Genomic DNA, 15,260 nt, shown 5'->3' with positions numbered 1-15,260 from the left:
ACTTATGGCTGCAACCAAGCCTGCTTTTAACCCACCGGGTAAACAGGGTGACATGATATTCAGTGCGCTGGTAAAACTGGCTGCGCTGATTGTGCTATTGATGCTGGGTGGCATCATCGTTTCCCTGATCATCTCCTCCTGGCCAAGCATTCAGAAATTTGGCTTCTCGTTTCTGTGGACCAAAGAGTGGGATGCGCCAAACGACATCTTCGGTGCGCTGGTACCCATCTACGGTACGCTGGTCACCTCCTTTATCGCGCTGCTGATCGCCGTTCCGGTGAGCTTCGGCATCGCACTGTTCCTGACGGAACTCGCCCCGGCCTGGCTGAAACGCCCGCTGGGTATTGCTATTGAACTGTTAGCGGCGATTCCAAGTATCGTTTACGGCATGTGGGGGCTGTTTATTTTCGCGCCACTGTTCGCAACGTACTTCCAGGAGCCGGTCGGCAATGTGCTTTCCAGTATTCCGTTTGTAGGTGCGCTGTTCTCCGGCCCGGCATTCGGTATTGGTATTCTGGCCGCTGGCGTGATCCTCGCTATCATGATCATCCCCTACATTGCAGCAGTAATGCGCGATGTGTTTGAACAGACGCCGGTCATGATGAAAGAGTCCGCGTACGGCATTGGCTGTACGACGTGGGAAGTGATCTGGCGCATCGTCCTGCCGTTCACCAAGAACGGGGTTATCGGCGGCATTATGCTCGGCCTGGGCCGCGCGCTGGGTGAAACCATGGCGGTGACCTTTATCATCGGTAATACCTACCAGCTCGACAGCGCCTCGTTGTATATGCCGGGTAACAGCATTACCTCGGCGCTGGCGAACGAATTCGCTGAAGCGGAATCCGGCCTGCACGTTGCCGCGTTGATGGAACTGGGTCTGATTCTGTTTGTCATCACCTTCATCGTTCTGGCTGCCTCGAAATTTATGATCCTGCGACTGGCGAAAAACGAGGGGGCGCGTTAATGGCGACTCTTGAAATGCAAACGACCGCTGAACTGGCGGAATCCCGCCGCAAAATGCAGGCTCGCCGCCGCATGAAAAACCGTATCGCCCTGACGCTGTCAATGGCGACCATGGCGTTCGGCCTGTTCTGGCTTATCTGGATCCTTGTCTCGACCGTATCCCGCGGTTTTGACGGCATGTCGCTGGCGCTGTTCACTGAAATGACGCCGCCGCCGAATACGGCGGGTGGTGGTCTGGCGAACGCCCTGGCAGGCAGCGGGCTGTTAATTCTCTGGGCAACGGTCTTTGGTACGCCACTGGGCATTCTGGCGGGCATTTACCTGGCGGAATATGGCCGTAAATCCCTGCTGGCGGAGTTTATTCGTTTCATTAACGATATCCTGCTCTCCGCGCCATCCATTGTGGTCGGTCTGTTCGTTTACACCATCGTGGTGGCCAAAATGGAGCACTTCTCCGGTTGGGCCGGGGTGATTGCACTGGCGTTGCTGCAGGTACCGATTGTCATTCGAACCACCGAGAACATGTTAAAACTGGTCCCGGACAGCCTGCGTGAAGCCGCTTATGCGCTGGGAACGCCGAAATGGAAGATGATTTCCGCCATCACGGTGAAAGCGTCCGTTTCCGGTATCCTGACCGGCGTGTTGCTGGCGGTGGCGCGTATCGCCGGGGAAACGGCGCCGCTGCTGTTCACTGCGCTCTCCAACCAGTTCTGGAGCACCGACATGATGCAGCCTATCGCCAACCTGCCGGTGACCATTTTCAAATTTGCGATGAGCCCGTTTGCTGAATGGCAGCAACTGGCCTGGGCCGGGGTATTAATCATCACCCTTTGCGTCCTGTTGCTGAACATTCTGGCGCGCATCATTTTTGCCAAGAGTAAACACGGTTAATATTTACGGCGCGGTTACGCAACGGCGCCGGATAAGGAAAAGAGTGAGATGAGTATGGCTAATACTGCCCCGGGTAAGATTTCGGTTCGTGATTTGAACTTCTACTACGGCAAATTCCATGCCCTTAAGAATATCAATCTGGACATCGCAAAGAATCAGGTGACGGCATTTATCGGGCCTTCTGGCTGCGGTAAATCTACGCTGCTGCGTACCTTCAACAAAATGTATGAGCTCTATCCTGAGCAGCGTGCAGAAGGCGAAATCCTGCTGGATGGCGACAATATTCTCACCAATACTCAGGATATCGCGCTGTTGCGCGCCAAAGTCGGTATGGTTTTCCAGAAACCGACACCGTTCCCGATGTCTATCTATGACAACATCGCCTTTGGCGTGCGTCTGTTTGAGAAAATGTCCCGTGCGGATATGGACGAGCGTGTGCAGTGGGCGTTGACCAAAGCCGCATTGTGGAACGAAACCAAAGATAAGTTGCACCAGAGTGGATATTCTCTCTCTGGTGGTCAGCAACAGCGTTTGTGCATCGCCCGCGGGATTGCGATTCGCCCGGAAGTGCTGCTGCTGGATGAGCCGTGTTCAGCGCTCGATCCGATTTCCACCGGACGCATCGAGGAGCTGATCACTGAGCTTAAGCAGGATTACACCGTAGTGATCGTAACGCACAACATGCAACAGGCGGCACGTTGCTCCGACCACACTGCGTTTATGTATCTTGGCGAGCTGATCGAATTTAGCAATACGGACGATCTCTTTACCAAACCCGCTAAGAAACAAACCGAAGACTATATTACTGGCCGCTACGGTTGATTTGGAGTTAGCGATGGACAACCTTAATCTCAACAAACATATTTCCGGCCAGTTCAACGCAGAACTGGAGCATATCCGCACCCAGGTAATGACCATGGGGGGGCTGGTGGAGCAACAGCTCTCCGACGCGATTACGGCGATGCATAATCAGGATCCGGAGCTGGCGAAGCGCGTTATCGACGGTGACAAGCAGGTCAATATGATGGAAGTCGCCATCGATGAAGCCTGCGTACGGATTATCGCCAAGCGTCAGCCAACGGCCAGCGACTTGCGTCTGGTGATGGCGATCATTAAAACGATTGCTGAACTGGAGCGTATTGGTGACGTGGCGGATAAAATTTGCCGTACTGCACTGGAAAAATTCACGCAACAGCACCAGCCGCTGCTGGTGAGCCTGGAATCGCTGGGTCGCCACACGGTGCAGATGCTGCATGATGTGCTGGATGCCTTTGCGCGCATGGATATCGACGAAGCCGTTCGTATCTATCGCGAAGACAAGAAAGTGGATCAGGAATACGAAGGCATTGTGCGTCAGCTGATGACCTACATGATGGAAGATTCCCGCACCATCCCAAGCGTTCTGACGGCGCTGTTTTGTGCACGCTCCATCGAACGTATCGGTGACCGTTGCCAGAACATTTGCGAATACATTTTCTATTTCGTGAAAGGGCAGGATTTCCGTCACGTGGGCGGCGATGAGCTGGACAAGCTGCTGGCGGGTAAAGATCCGAAAGAGTGATGCACTGTAAAATGCCCGGTGGCGCTGCGCTTACCGGGCCAGTGAAAGCTTTGTAGGCCGGATAAGCGTTAGCGCCATCCGGCTTTGTTTTGTCAGCGTGTCACATGCCAGCCGCGCGCTTTCCACAGCGCGGGCAGTTCCGATAACGCGCTGAACGTCGTCACTTTCGGGTGATCAATCGGCGGGTTGTGCGGGTCGGCGCAGAAGTAAAACACCTCCATCCCTGCCGCGACGCCGGATTGCGCGCCTGCGCTGGAATCATCCACCAGAATGCAGTTTTCCGGGTTCACGTTCATCGCCTTTGCCGCATGGAACATCAGCGCCGGATCGGGCTTCCAGCGCTGGATATCGTAACCGCTGAACAGTTTTTCCGGGAAATGGTGCAGCATGCCGGTTTTTCCCAGCGAATGCTGCATTTTACTGACCGGGCCATTAGACACGACACACATTGGAACGGTAACCGCATCCAGCAACGCATTTGCCCCAGCTATGACGTCCAGTTCGCTGTCGAACAGGCGTGCGACCTCGGCGCGGTAGAGCGGTTCTAAATCCGCTTTTTGCAGATTCACCCCGTGCTCGGCGTTGATCGTATCGATGATTTCGTAAAGTTTTACGCCCTTAAAGCGTTTAAAAACTTCTTCGAGATCAAGGGTAATGCCCATCTGCTGGAACATATAGACATAGGCGCGGGAACAAATCACTTCACTGTCGACCAGCGTACCATCACAGTCGAAAAATACCGCTTCAATGTTGGTCATGCCGTTTCCTGTTATAACAAGTTTATCGTTTACCTGATGAAAATTGCGCAACGCAATCGTTGCCGTATAAGAAAAACCAATAAAAAAAGTGCGAGTTAATCCACCCTATTGTCGCATTTTGGGGTAGGATAGCGACGAATTTTCCCTCCTTTGCTCGGAACCAGAAGATGAGTCAACAACACACTACCCAGGCCTCTGGTCAGGGACTGCTTGAGCGCGTGTTCAAACTGCGCGAACACGGGACATCGGCACGCACCGAAGTCATCGCCGGCTTTACCACTTTCCTGACGATGGTTTATATCGTTTTTGTTAACCCGCAAATTCTTGGCGCCGCGGGAATGGACACCAGCGCCGTGTTTGTGACTACTTGTCTTATCGCTGCCTTCGGCAGCATCCTGATGGGCCTGTTTGCCAATCTGCCGGTCGCGCTGGCGCCTGCGATGGGGCTGAACGCTTTCTTCGCGTTTGTCGTTGTTGGCGCGATGGGTCTGCCGTGGCAGGTCGGGATGGGCGCGATTTTCTGGGGTGCGGTAGGTCTGCTGTTGCTGACCATTTTCCGCATCCGCTACTGGATGATCGCTAATATCCCCGTCAGCCTGCGCGTTGGCATCACCAGCGGTATTGGCCTGTTCATCGGTATGATGGGGCTGAAAAACGCCGGGGTGATTGTCGCCAACAGCGAAACGCTGGTCACCATTGGCAACCTGACATCGCATAACGTTCTGCTTGGCGTGCTGGGCTTCTTTATCATCGCGATTCTGGCTTCCCGCAACATTCATGCGGCGGTGCTGGTGTCTATCGTGGTCACCACGCTACTGGGCTGGTTGCTGGGCGATGTGCATTACAACGGTATCGTCTCCGCGCCGCCGAGTGTCACCACTGTGCTGGGTCATGTAGATCTCGCGGGTTCGCTGAACATTGGCCTGGCTGGCGTGATCTTCTCGTTCATGCTGGTTAACCTGTTTGACTCGTCAGGAACGCTGATTGGCGTGACCGATAAAGCCGGTCTGACTGATGAAAACGGTAAATTCCCGCGCATGAAGCAGGCGCTGTACGTTGACAGTATCTCGTCTGTCGCCGGGTCGTTCATCGGCACCTCATCGGTCACCGCGTATATCGAATCCTCTTCCGGCGTTTCCGTAGGCGGCCGTACCGGTCTGACCGCGGTGATTGTTGGTTTGCTGTTCCTGCTGGTGATTTTCCTGTCTCCGCTGGCGGGCATGGTGCCGCCATACGCCGCCGCAGGCGCGCTGATTTACGTCGGCGTGCTGATGACCTCAAGTCTGTCGCGCGTGAAGTGGGATGACCTTACCGAGGCGGTACCGGCGTTTATTACCGCAGTGATGATGCCGTTCAGCTTCTCCATCACTGAAGGGATTGCGCTGGGCTTTATCTCCTACTGTGTGATGAAAATCGGTACTGGTCGTTTCCGCGATCTCAGCCCGTGCGTCATTGTCGTCGCGCTGCTGTTTGTGCTGAAGATTGTGTTTATCGACGCGCACTAAGGGATTTACGTTACAGATATCAGGCCCGGCAGCATCGCGTTGCCGGGCTTTTTGTTTTACGCTTTCACCCGCTGAATATAATCACCAAAAGCGGTCAGCTGACCGGTCAGATGGTCCAGCGTGCTCTGGTCAATCACTTCACCCGTCTGCGGGTCGACTTTATTCTGAATCACCCCACCCATAAATTCCGGCTTGTTCATCACCATGGCGTCGAGGAACACCAGGATCTGACGCAGGTGATACTGGCAGCGCGCGCCGCCGATAGCGCCCATTGAGCTGGTCTGAATCAGCACCGGCTTGCCGGACAGCGGCTGATCAGGTAAACGTGACAGCCAGTCGATGGCGTTTTTCAGCCCACCCGGCACCGAATAGTTATATTCCGGCGTAACAATAACCACACCGTCGGCCTGGCGGATTTGTGCGGCCAGGGCTTCAACGCTTTGCGGAAAACCCTCATCCTGCTGCACATCCGCATCGTAAAGCGGAATATCGCCGATAGACGGCAGCGGAGAGATGTCCATTCCCGCCGGTGCGATTTTGGGCAGTGTACGAGCCACCATACCGTTAAATGAGCCTTTGCGCAGGCTTCCCAGTAACGTCACAACGTTCAACGTGTCAGACATGATTACTCCTTTGCATCATGATATGTCAGGTCAGTTGATTATAAGGGCTTTTTCGGCAGGCAGGCTGGTAAATCGCATCAGGCGTGTATCGGGTTCATTTGCGCGGGTCTGCGCATCCGGCAGGCTGTCCCAGCCATTTTTGCTATGAAACTCCCACAGATTGAGCTTTTCGATGGCAGGGCTGGTGGCAACTGACCACACCAGAATGTCTTCGGCATCGCAAATCGCCTCAATCTGCATGACCTCAGCGGAGCGCAAACGGCCTGAACCGGGAAGCAGTTGTAATAAACGGGGGGAATCCTGCGTGGCGTGACCGATCATCTTTAGCACGCTCTGGCGCAGGACGACCAGTTGGGTTTGCGCCTCATGAGGATCGTTTTGATTGGTGATCCACAGATTCTCGTTACGGGTGAAGGGGTATGTTTCCGGGATGTTTGTATGCTGCAATTCCATGTCGAGGCCACACTCTCCCTCTGTCGCCAGCGCAACGCCGACAATATTGCCGGTGTAGGCGACCGAAAACGCGGGCAGTTCCGTATCCGCAAAACCCGGTTTCCCGTTAGGCTGCGTGATGATTTCCGGCAATTCACTGGTGCCGTACAGCATGAACATCAGTTCAGCCAGTAGCGCGCGAGATCCCATAAAACGGACACGGCGATGCTCCGGTAACCGTCGTGCCGCATGGTGAACGGTTGACGGAAGTCGTACCGACGCGAGGTGTTCGTCGCTGAGGATGCCCCGTGCAAAGTGAGTGGCCATTTTTCGCTCCCTGATTAATGGACAAAAGTTAAAGGTCAGTAATGTATTATCACCGATAATGGACAGGTTTTAATGCGGAAAAACCTGTCTGAAAAGCCTTCAGGCATGACTTTTACATATCCTTAGTCACATTCGCCGAATCGCTCACGAATTATTTACCGATACAGAAGCTGGAGAAAATACGACCCAGCAGATCATCCGAAGTAAATTCGCCGGTGATCTCGCTTAAATTGTGTTGTGCGAGGCGCAACTCTTCGGCCAGCAGTTCGCCTGCCCAGGCGCCAAGCAGTTGCGCTTTGCCCTGCTGCAGATGATTTGCCGCTTCTTCCAGCGCCTGTAAATGACGACGACGAGCCAGAAAACCCCCTTCCATGTTGGTTTCAAAGCCCATGCTCTGTTTGAGATGATCACGCAGCGTATCCACACCTTCCCCGGTTCGCGCAGAGAGGCGAATCAGTGAGTGGTTGTTCACTTCGCTGAAGCCCAGCGTTTCGCCGGTAACGTCCGCTTTGTTGCGCACGACGGTGATCGGCAGCTTCGCAGGCAGACGGGCAATAAAATCAGGCCAGATATCAGCCGGGTCGACGGCATCGGTAGTGGTGCCATCAACCATAAACAGCACGCGGTCCGCCTGCTCGATTTCCTGCCAGGCGCGTTCGATACCGATGCGCTCCACTTCATCGCTGGCGTCGCGCAGACCGGCGGTATCGATGATGTGCAGCGGCATGCCGTCAATGTGAATATGCTCGCGCAGCACGTCGCGGGTCGTGCCCGCAATATCCGTCACGATCGCCGCTTCGCGACCGGCAAGCGCGTTCAGGAGGCTCGATTTCCCGGCGTTAGGCCGCCCGGCAATCACCACCTTCATCCCTTCGCGCAGCAGGCTGCCCTGGCGCGCCTCGGCACGGACCGCATCGAGATCGGCGATAACCGCGTTGAGCTGTGCTTCAATTTTACCGTCTGAGAGAAAGTCGATCTCTTCATCCGGAAAGTCGATGGCGGCTTCCACATAGATTCGAAGGTGAGTAAGTGCTTCCACTAAATGATTCACGCGAGCAGAAAACGCCCCCTGCAGCGAGTTCAGCGCGGAGCGTGCCGCTTGTTCTGAACTGGCGTCAATCAGGTCGGCAATCGCCTCTGCCTGGGCTAAATCGAGCTTGTCGTTAAGGAAGGCACGCTCGGAAAACTCGCCCGGCTTTGCGATACGCACGCCCGGCAGCGTCAGAATACGTTTGAGCAACAGGTCGAGGATCACCGGACCGCCATGACCCTGCAATTCCAGCACGTCTTCACCGGTAAAGGAATTCGGGCCAGGAAACCACAGCGCGATACCCTGATCCAGCGCGGTACCGTCAGCGTCTCTGAACGGCAGATAATCGGCGTAGCGCGGCTTTGGCAGTTTGCCCAGCACGGCCTGAGCAACGTCCCGCGCTTTCAGGCCAGAAATGCGCAGAATGCCCACACCACCGCGTCCCGGTGGGGTTGCCTGGGCGATGATTGTGTCGTTATGGCTCATAAAATCACTCGTATTAAAAAAGGCGGTCCTGAGACCGCCTTCTGGCTTAAAGAATGAAGTTTATCAGGACTTCTTCTTCTCGCGGCTGTGCAGCCCACGTTTTTCCAGACCACGGTAAATCAGCTGCTGCTGAATGATGGTCACAAGGTTGCTGACGATATAGTACAGCACCAGGCCTGACGGGAACCACAGGAAGAACACCGTGAAGATGACCGGCATAAAGGTCATGATCTTCTGCTGCATCGGGTCGGTCACGGTGGTCGGCGACATCTTCTGAATGAAGAACATCGTCACGCCCATCAGGATCGGCAGGATGTAGTACGGGTCTTGTGCGGACAGGTCGTGGATCCACAGTGCGAACGGCGCGTGGCGCAGTTCAACGGAGCCCATCAGCATGTAGTACAGCGCCAGGAAGATAGGCATCTGGATGATCAGCGGGAAGCAGCCACCCAGCGGGTTAACCTTCTCCGCTTTGTACAGGGCCATCATTTCCTGGCTCTGACGCTGTTTGTCATCGCCCAGACGCTCGCGCATCGCCTGAATCTTCGGCTGCAGCATACGCATCTTCGCCATGGAGGTGTACTGCGCTTTGGTCAGCGGGTACATGATGCCACGAACGATAAAGGTGATGACGATGATGGAGAAGCCCCAGTTGCCGAGGAAGCTGTGGATCCATTTCAGCAGTTTAAACAGCGGCTGAGAGATGAACCACAACCAGCCGTAGTCAACGGTCAGATCCAGATGCGGCGCAACGGCGGCCATCTTGTCCTGAATTTCCGGACCCACCCACAGTGTGCTGTTCAGCGTCGCGTTCTGACCCGGCTGCACCAGCGTCGGCTGAGATTTGTAGCCGATCGCGGCAACGCCGTTACCCAGATTCGTGGTGTAGAAATTGTTGGTGCCATCGTTACGCGGAACCCATGCGGTAGCAAAATACTGTTGCAGCATCGCCACCCAGCCATTTTTGGCATTCACATTCAGGTTTTCGTTGTCGGCGATGGTATCGAATTTGTATTTTTCGTACTTCTCGTCCGGCGTCGAGTATGCCGCGCCACGGAAGGTGTGCAGCGCAAAGTTGCTGCTGCCGGTATCGCGGTGAGTCGGCAGATTGATGGATTGCTTCAACTGACCGAACGTCGCCAGTTCCAGCGGTTTTTCACCGGCGTTTTTCACGTCATAGCCCACGTTCACCGAATATTCACCGCGTTTCAGGGTGAAGGTTTTGGTGAAGGTGTTACCGGCTTTGTCGGTATACGTCAGCGGGATAGCCAGTTCGTTCTGGCCATCCGCCAGCACAAACGCATCTTTATCAACGTTATACAGCGGACGAGGGCCATTGGCCGGGTTGTCCGGGCCATCACGTCCAGTCAGGCCGCTCTGCGCCTGGTAGATAAACTGCGGCGTAGTTTCCAGTAACTGGAACGGTTCATTGGAACCCAGATCTTTCGGGTATGCCAACAGCAGTGCCTGCTCAACATCACCACCGCTGGTGTTGATGGTCAGTTCAAGCACATCGGTTTTAACCGTAATCAGTTTCCCCTGGCCACTGGCCGGTACGCTCTGGTCTGCTGCACTACCTGCTGCGGTGGTCGTCGTCTGCGTGGTCTGTTGCGGTTGTGGTTGAGGATTTTTATCCTGCTCCCACGCCTGCCAGATCATGAAAGACACGAACAACAAAGCGATGATAAGAAGATTGCGTTGGGAATCCATCGTTAGTGTTCTCTGGTATCAAAGGGTCCTGGTGGGACGGGGTCGTCTCCACCCGGGTGTAAAGGGTGGCATTTTAATACGCGTTTCACCGTCAACCAACTGCCTTTTATCACTCCAAACCTGCGCAAGGCCTCAATTCCGTATTGAGAGCAGGTTGGTGTGAAACGGCAATGTGGCCCGAGTAGCGGACTAATCAGGCGCTGATAGACCCGAATAAGGGCTATCAGGAGCCGAGAGCCAGGCGACAGTGACGGCGCCATAATTTTTCCAACGCTTCCGTGAGAGCACGGTTATCGAGGTCAGCAACCCCCTTTTTCGCCACCACCACGAAATCCATGGACGGAAGTTCATGCTGGCGTAAACGGAAGCTCTCACGCGTCAGACGTTTAATCCGGTTGCGTTCGTGCGCACGTTTAACGTTTTTCTTGGCGACGGTAAGACCGATGCGGGGATGCCCCAGCGAATTCAGGCGGCCGAGGATAGTAATTTGCGGCGTGCCAGCCCGTTGTGGCTGCTGGAAGACGAAAGTGAAATGATTGGGAGTTAACAAACGTAACTCCCTGGGAAATGCGAGCTTAACCACTCAGGGGTTAGCTTTTATTACTTGGAAACGGTCAGACGAGCGCGGCCTTTAGCACGACGACGTGCCAGAACCTGACGACCATTTTTAGTAGCCATACGAGCACGGAAGCCGTGAGAACGGTTGCGCTTCAGTACAGACGGTTGAAAAGTGCGTTTCATGGCGATTTCTACCTAAACTTGAATAAATTCACTGACTTTTGCGTATACCCGAACAACATTCGAACGACTAACGCTTCAGCTTGGGTGATTAAAGAGGCCGGATTGTAATAATTGTACACTCCAGAGTCAATTCTCTTTACCTTATTTCCCGCGTAATTCCGCACTTTTACGTGCAAAAAGTGAGCAGCCGTCGACACAAGAACTCGGGCTCTACGCGCCGGGTGGGGGATTATACGGCCTCCCGGTTAAAGCGCAAGGATCGTGCAGGATCTTTATTAGATCGTTTAAGCAAAAATTCATCCGTACTCATTAATTTTTCCAATATGCGGCCTAAATCCTGCTTCACTCAGGCCAGGATCGATTACACTTATCCGGTTTCGATCCTTCCTGTGGATAAAAGGGGAAGAATCTGTGAGAAACAGAAGATCTCTGGTTCAGATTACGCTATGATCCGCGGTCCTGATCGCGATCTTTAGATCCTGACCGGGTAAAAAAACCGCGCACAGCGGTTCGCACGTCACCCTTTTGCGCAGGGTCCAAAAACAAATCAACCTTTAACGGGGTTGATACGTACAGTCGACGTGTGCCAACAATCACGATCGTTTTCATTTTTTCTTTTTGTTCGAGTGGAGTCCGCCGTGTCACTTTCGCTTTGGCAGCAGTGTCTTGCCCGATTGCAGGATGAGTTACCAGCCACAGAATTCAGTATGTGGATCCGCCCGTTGCAGGCGGAACTGAGCGATAACACGCTGGCTTTGTACGCGCCAAATCGTTTTGTGCTTGATTGGGTAAGGGACAAATACCTGAATAATATCAATGGACTGCTGAACGATTTCTGCGGTACCGATGCCCCTCTGTTACGCTTTGAAGTTGGCACAAAACCCGTCGCGCAAACGGTGAAAGAGCCGGTGCATGCGGCGGCGCCTGCCCAGGTGGCGCAGATCCAAATGCCGCGTACCGCGCCCGTTCCACGTCCGGGTTGGGATAACGTCCCGGCACCGGCAGAACCGACGTACCGTTCTAACGTCAATGTTAAGCATACCTTTGATAATTTCGTCGAAGGTAAATCAAACCAGCTGGCGCGCGCTGCGGCCCGTCAGGTGGCTGATAACCCTGGCGGCGCCTATAACCCGCTGTTTCTGTATGGCGGCACTGGTCTCGGTAAAACGCACCTGTTGCATGCGGTGGGTAACGGCATCGTCGCCCGTAAGCCGAACGCCAAAGTGGTATACATGCATTCTGAGCGCTTCGTTCAGGACATGGTCAAAGCCCTGCAAAACAACGCCATCGAAGAGTTCAAACGTTACTACCGTTCCGTTGACGCGCTGCTTATCGATGACATCCAGTTTTTTGCCAATAAAGAACGATCCCAGGAAGAATTTTTCCACACCTTTAACGCCCTGCTCGAAGGCAATCAACAGATCATTTTAACGTCGGATCGTTATCCGAAAGAGATCAACGGCGTTGAGGATCGTCTGAAATCCCGCTTCGGCTGGGGGCTGACGGTGGCGATCGAGCCGCCGGAACTGGAAACCCGCGTCGCGATCCTGATGAAAAAAGCCGACGAAAATGACATTCGTCTGCCGGGCGAGGTCGCGTTCTTTATTGCCAAACGTCTGCGTTCCAACGTTCGTGAGCTGGAAGGGGCGCTGAACCGCGTCATCGCCAACGCCAATTTTACCGGCCGGGCGATCACTATCGATTTCGTGCGTGAAGCGCTGCGTGATTTGCTGGCGCTGCAGGAAAAACTGGTCACCATCGACAACATCCAGAAGACGGTGGCAGAGTATTACAAGATAAAGGTAGCGGATCTGCTTTCCAAGCGCCGCTCCCGCTCGGTCGCACGTCCTCGCCAGATGGCGATGGCGCTGGCTAAGGAGTTAACCAACCACAGTCTGCCGGAAATTGGCGATGCGTTTGGTGGCCGCGACCATACCACCGTGCTGCACGCGTGTCGTAAAATCGAACAGTTGCGTGAAGAAAGCCACGACATCAAAGAAGATTTCTCAAACTTAATCAGAACATTATCTTCGTGACGCTATGAAATTTACCGTAGAACGTGAACATTTATTAAAACCGTTGCAACAGGTGAGTGGTCCGTTAGGTGGCCGCCCAACGCTGCCGATTCTCGGTAACCTGCTGCTTCAGGTCGCAGACGGCGCGCTGTCGCTGACCGGTACTGACCTCGAAATGGAGATGGTGGCTCGCGTCGCGCTGATTCAGCCGCACGAACCCGGGGCAACGACCGTTCCGGCACGTAAATTCTTTGATATCTGCCGTGGCTTGCCGGAAGGTGCGGAAATCGCCGTGCAGCTTGAAGGCGATCGGATGCTGGTGCGCTCTGGCCGCAGCCGTTTCTCGCTCTCCACGCTACCTGCCACCGACTTCCCGAATCTCGACGACTGGCAGAGCGAGGTGGAATTCACCCTGCCGCAGGCGACGATGAAACGTCTGATTGAAGCGACCCAGTTCTCGATGGCGCATCAGGACGTTCGTTATTACCTGAACGGTATGCTGTTCGAGACCGAAGGCGAAGAGCTGCGCACTGTGGCGACCGACGGTCACCGTCTGGCGGTGTGCGCAATGCCTGTTGGCGAGCCGCTGCCGAACCATTCGGTGATCGTACCGCGTAAAGGGGTGATTGAGCTGATGCGTATGCTCGACGGTGGCGACAATCCGCTGCGCGTGCAGATCGGCAGCAACAACATCCGCGCTCACGTCGGCGATTTTATCTTCACTTCCAAGCTGGTTGATGGCCGTTTCCCGGATTATCGCCGCGTATTGCCGAAAAACCCGGACAAGCACCTGGAAGCCGGTTGCGATATCCTCAAACAGGCGTTTGCCCGTGCGGCGATCCTCTCAAATGAGAAATTCCGCGGCGTGCGCCTGTACGTCAGCGAAAACCAGCTGAAAATCACCGCTAACAACCCGGAGCAGGAAGAGGCGGAAGAGATGCTGGACGTCACCTACGGCGGCACGGAAATGGAAATCGGCTTCAACGTCAGCTATGTGCTGGACGTTCTGAACGCGCTGAAGTGCGAAAACGTCCGTATTCTGCTGACCGACTCCGTTTCGAGCGTACAGATTGAAGATGCCGCATCACAGTCGGCGGCTTATGTTGTTATGCCAATGAGATTGTAATGTCGCTTTCCCGCCTGTTGATCCGCGACTTTCGCAACATTGAAAGCGCGGATCTCGCCTTATCCCCCGGCTTTAATTTTCTGGTTGGCGCCAACGGCAGCGGAAAAACCAGCGTTCTGGAAGCCATTTATACGCTCGGCCACGGTCGGGCGTTTCGCAGTTTGCAGCCTGGCCGCGTGATCCGCCATGAGCAGGAATCCTTTGTGCTGCACGGTCGTTTGCAGGGTGAGGAGCGCGAAATCGCCATTGGCCTGACGAAAGACAAACTTGGCGACAGCAAAGTGCGTATCGACGGTACCGATGGTCACAAGGTGGCGGAGCTGGCGCTGCTGATGCCGATGCAACTGATTACGCCGGAGGGGTTTACTTTACTCAATGGCGGCCCCAAATACAGAAGAGCGTTCCTTGACTGGGGATGCTTCCATAATGAAGCCGGTTTCTTCACGGCATGGAGCAATCTGAAGCGCCTGCTCAGGCAGCGTAATGCTGCACTGCGTCAGGTGACCCGTTATGCGCAGCTGCGTCCGTGGGATACCGAGCTTATCCCGCTGGCGGAGCAGATTAGCCGCTGGCGCGCCGAATACAGCGCGGCCATTGCGGAAGATATGGCGGACACCTGTAAGCAGTTTTTACCCGAGTTTTCTCTGACCTTCTCCTTCCAGCGCGGCTGGGATAAAGAGACGGATTATGCCGAAACGCTGGAGAAAAACTTCGAACGCGACCGCCTGTTAACGTACACCGCGCATGGCCCGCATAAAGCGGATTTTCGTATTCGCGCCGACGGTGCGCCGGTGGAAGACACGCTGTCGCGCGGGCAGCTCAAACTCCTGATGTGCGCGCTGCGTCTGGCGCAAGGGGAGTTTCTCACCCGCGAAAGCGGGCGACGCTGCCTGTACCTCATAGATGATTTTGCCTCTGAACTGGATGATGCGCGCCGCGGGCTGCTGGCCAGCCGTTTAAAAGCGACGCAATCACAGGTTTTTGTCAGCGCGATCAGCGCTGAACACGTTATGGACATGTCGGACAAAAATTCGAAGATGTTCACCGTGGAAAAGGGTAAAATAACGGATTAACCCAAGATAAAATGAGCGA

Annotated in this window: 17 protein-coding genes; 8 read left to right on the top strand and 9 right to left on the bottom strand. The window is 54.7% G+C overall.

Translation table 11 applies throughout. The features are described from left to right. The first annotated feature begins 4 nt into the window (after positions 1–4). Genes pstC through phoU form a run of 4 tightly spaced genes read left to right on the top strand, consistent with a single transcriptional unit; the run spans position 5 to position 3,415 of the window. Positions 5–964, top strand: coding sequence for a phosphate ABC transporter permease PstC (pstC, locus tag AOY23_RS01655; RefSeq protein ID WP_038161302.1), 960 nt, complete (start codon positions 5–7; stop codon positions 962–964). Beyond that, on the top strand, positions 964–1,854 hold the full coding sequence (gene pstA / locus AOY23_RS01650; RefSeq protein WP_054178108.1) for a phosphate ABC transporter permease PstA: 891 nt from the start codon (positions 964–966) through the stop codon (positions 1,852–1,854). The genes pstC and pstA overlap by 1 nt, the downstream gene beginning before the upstream one ends. Positions 1,855–1,902: 48 nt before the next feature. Beyond that, positions 1,903–2,676 carry a phosphate ABC transporter ATP-binding protein PstB gene (gene pstB / locus AOY23_RS01645; RefSeq protein ID WP_038161299.1) on the top strand — a complete coding sequence of 258 codons (774 nt, stop codon included), beginning with the start codon at positions 1,903–1,905 and terminating at the stop codon, positions 2,674–2,676. A 13-nt stretch (positions 2,677–2,689) separates the two neighbouring features. Further along, positions 2,690–3,415: a phosphate signaling complex protein PhoU gene (gene phoU / locus AOY23_RS01640; protein WP_054178107.1), complete on the top strand. Its 726-nt coding sequence runs from the start codon at positions 2,690–2,692 to the stop codon at positions 3,413–3,415. A gap of 92 nt (positions 3,416–3,507) precedes the next feature. On the opposite strand, the gene yieH is transcribed toward phoU, so the two are convergent. Then, positions 3,508–4,173, bottom strand: a complete 666-nt coding sequence (gene yieH / locus AOY23_RS01635; RefSeq protein ID WP_054178106.1) for a 6-phosphogluconate phosphatase — start codon at positions 4,171–4,173, stop codon at positions 3,508–3,510. 167 nt (positions 4,174–4,340) lie between these two features. On the opposite strand from yieH, the gene AOY23_RS01630 reads away from it, so the two are divergent. Next, positions 4,341–5,678, top strand: a complete 1,338-nt coding sequence (locus AOY23_RS01630) for an NCS2 family permease (protein WP_038161293.1) — start codon at positions 4,341–4,343, stop codon at positions 5,676–5,678. A gap of 56 nt (positions 5,679–5,734) precedes the next feature. Here AOY23_RS01630 and AOY23_RS01625 read toward each other — a convergent pair whose 3' ends face one another. The 8 genes from AOY23_RS01625 to AOY23_RS23285 form a co-directional block, all read right to left on the bottom strand. Continuing rightward, positions 5,735–6,301: an NADPH-dependent FMN reductase gene (locus AOY23_RS01625; RefSeq protein WP_054178105.1), complete on the bottom strand. Its 567-nt coding sequence runs from the start codon at positions 6,299–6,301 to the stop codon at positions 5,735–5,737. Between the two features lie 30 nt (positions 6,302–6,331). After that, positions 6,332–7,060, bottom strand: coding sequence for a 4'-phosphopantetheinyl transferase family protein (locus tag AOY23_RS01620; RefSeq protein ID WP_054178104.1), 729 nt, complete (start codon positions 7,058–7,060; stop codon positions 6,332–6,334). 151 nt (positions 7,061–7,211) lie between these two features. Further along, positions 7,212–8,576 (bottom strand): tRNA uridine-5-carboxymethylaminomethyl(34) synthesis GTPase MnmE, encoded by a 1,365-nt coding sequence (mnmE, locus tag AOY23_RS01615; RefSeq protein WP_054178103.1) that lies wholly within the window; start codon positions 8,574–8,576, stop codon positions 7,212–7,214. A 63-nt stretch (positions 8,577–8,639) separates the two neighbouring features. Then, positions 8,640–10,286, bottom strand: coding sequence for a membrane protein insertase YidC (gene yidC, locus AOY23_RS01610; RefSeq protein WP_054178102.1), 1,647 nt, complete (start codon positions 10,284–10,286; stop codon positions 8,640–8,642). 2 nt (positions 10,287–10,288) lie between these two features. Further along, complete coding sequence (yidD, locus tag AOY23_RS21415) at positions 10,289–10,546, bottom strand: membrane protein insertion efficiency factor YidD (RefSeq protein ID WP_072012027.1); 258 nt, start codon at positions 10,544–10,546, stop codon at positions 10,289–10,291. Next, on the bottom strand, positions 10,510–10,869 hold the full coding sequence (gene rnpA / locus AOY23_RS01605; RefSeq protein ID WP_054178101.1) for a ribonuclease P protein component: 360 nt from the start codon (positions 10,867–10,869) through the stop codon (positions 10,510–10,512). Before rnpA ends, yidD begins: the two co-directional genes overlap by 37 nt. A gap of 17 nt (positions 10,870–10,886) precedes the next feature. Then, positions 10,887–11,027, bottom strand: coding sequence for a 50S ribosomal protein L34 (gene rpmH / locus AOY23_RS21410; RefSeq protein WP_000831330.1), 141 nt, complete (start codon positions 11,025–11,027; stop codon positions 10,887–10,889). A 229-nt stretch (positions 11,028–11,256) separates the two neighbouring features. Beyond that, positions 11,257–11,337, bottom strand: coding sequence for a hypothetical protein (locus tag AOY23_RS23285; protein ID WP_456154862.1), 81 nt, complete (start codon positions 11,335–11,337; stop codon positions 11,257–11,259). A 328-nt stretch (positions 11,338–11,665) separates the two neighbouring features. Between AOY23_RS23285 and dnaA the strand changes: the two genes are divergently transcribed. From dnaA to recF, 3 genes are read left to right on the top strand one after another with little or no spacing between them, the layout of a single operon-like run. Then, a complete protein-coding gene (gene dnaA / locus AOY23_RS01600) occupies positions 11,666–13,063 on the top strand; it encodes a chromosomal replication initiator protein DnaA (RefSeq protein ID WP_054178100.1) in 1,398 nt (465 codons plus the stop codon). A gap of 4 nt (positions 13,064–13,067) precedes the next feature. Continuing rightward, positions 13,068–14,168, top strand: coding sequence for a DNA polymerase III subunit beta (dnaN, locus tag AOY23_RS01595; RefSeq protein ID WP_054178099.1), 1,101 nt, complete (start codon positions 13,068–13,070; stop codon positions 14,166–14,168). Next, positions 14,168–15,241 carry a DNA replication/repair protein RecF gene (gene recF / locus AOY23_RS01590; protein ID WP_054178098.1) on the top strand — a complete coding sequence of 358 codons (1,074 nt, stop codon included), beginning with the start codon at positions 14,168–14,170 and terminating at the stop codon, positions 15,239–15,241. Before dnaN ends, recF begins: the two co-directional genes overlap by 1 nt. Positions 15,242–15,260: the final 19 nt, after the last annotated feature.

Origin of the sequence: Trabulsiella odontotermitis, from assembly GCF_001297775.1 — a bacterium.
GTDB lineage: Bacteria > Pseudomonadota > Gammaproteobacteria > Enterobacterales > Enterobacteriaceae > Trabulsiella > Trabulsiella odontotermitis.
The sequence above is the reverse complement of the archived record's forward strand: the minus strand, read 5'-3'. Positions and strand labels throughout refer to the sequence as shown.

Excerpts from the sequence above, each read along its gene's own strand:
- pstC (WP_038161302.1), top strand. The coding sequence starts at position 5 with ATGGCTGCAACCAAGCCTGCTTTTAACCCACCGGGTAAACAGGGTGAC.
- pstA (WP_054178108.1), top strand. The coding sequence starts at position 964 with ATGGCGACTCTTGAAATGCAAACGACCGCTGAACTGGCGGAATCCCGC.
- pstB (WP_038161299.1), top strand. The coding sequence starts at position 1,903 with ATGAGTATGGCTAATACTGCCCCGGGTAAGATTTCGGTTCGTGATTTG.
- phoU (WP_054178107.1), top strand. The coding sequence starts at position 2,690 with ATGGACAACCTTAATCTCAACAAACATATTTCCGGCCAGTTCAACGCA.
- yieH (WP_054178106.1), bottom strand. The coding sequence starts at position 4,173 with ATGACCAACATTGAAGCGGTATTTTTCGACTGTGATGGTACGCTGGTC.
- AOY23_RS01630 (WP_038161293.1), top strand. The coding sequence starts at position 4,341 with ATGAGTCAACAACACACTACCCAGGCCTCTGGTCAGGGACTGCTTGAG.
- AOY23_RS01625 (WP_054178105.1), bottom strand. The coding sequence starts at position 6,301 with ATGTCTGACACGTTGAACGTTGTGACGTTACTGGGAAGCCTGCGCAAA.
- AOY23_RS01620 (WP_054178104.1), bottom strand. The coding sequence starts at position 7,060 with ATGGCCACTCACTTTGCACGGGGCATCCTCAGCGACGAACACCTCGCG.
- mnmE (WP_054178103.1), bottom strand. The coding sequence starts at position 8,576 with ATGAGCCATAACGACACAATCATCGCCCAGGCAACCCCACCGGGACGC.
- yidC (WP_054178102.1), bottom strand. The coding sequence starts at position 10,286 with ATGGATTCCCAACGCAATCTTCTTATCATCGCTTTGTTGTTCGTGTCT.
- yidD (WP_072012027.1), bottom strand. The coding sequence starts at position 10,546 with ATGGCGCCGTCACTGTCGCCTGGCTCTCGGCTCCTGATAGCCCTTATT.
- rpmH (WP_000831330.1), bottom strand. The coding sequence starts at position 11,027 with ATGAAACGCACTTTTCAACCGTCTGTACTGAAGCGCAACCGTTCTCAC.
- AOY23_RS23285 (WP_456154862.1), bottom strand. The coding sequence starts at position 11,337 with ATGAGTACGGATGAATTTTTGCTTAAACGATCTAATAAAGATCCTGCA.
- dnaN (WP_054178099.1), top strand. The coding sequence starts at position 13,068 with ATGAAATTTACCGTAGAACGTGAACATTTATTAAAACCGTTGCAACAG.
- recF (WP_054178098.1), top strand. The coding sequence starts at position 14,168 with ATGTCGCTTTCCCGCCTGTTGATCCGCGACTTTCGCAACATTGAAAGC.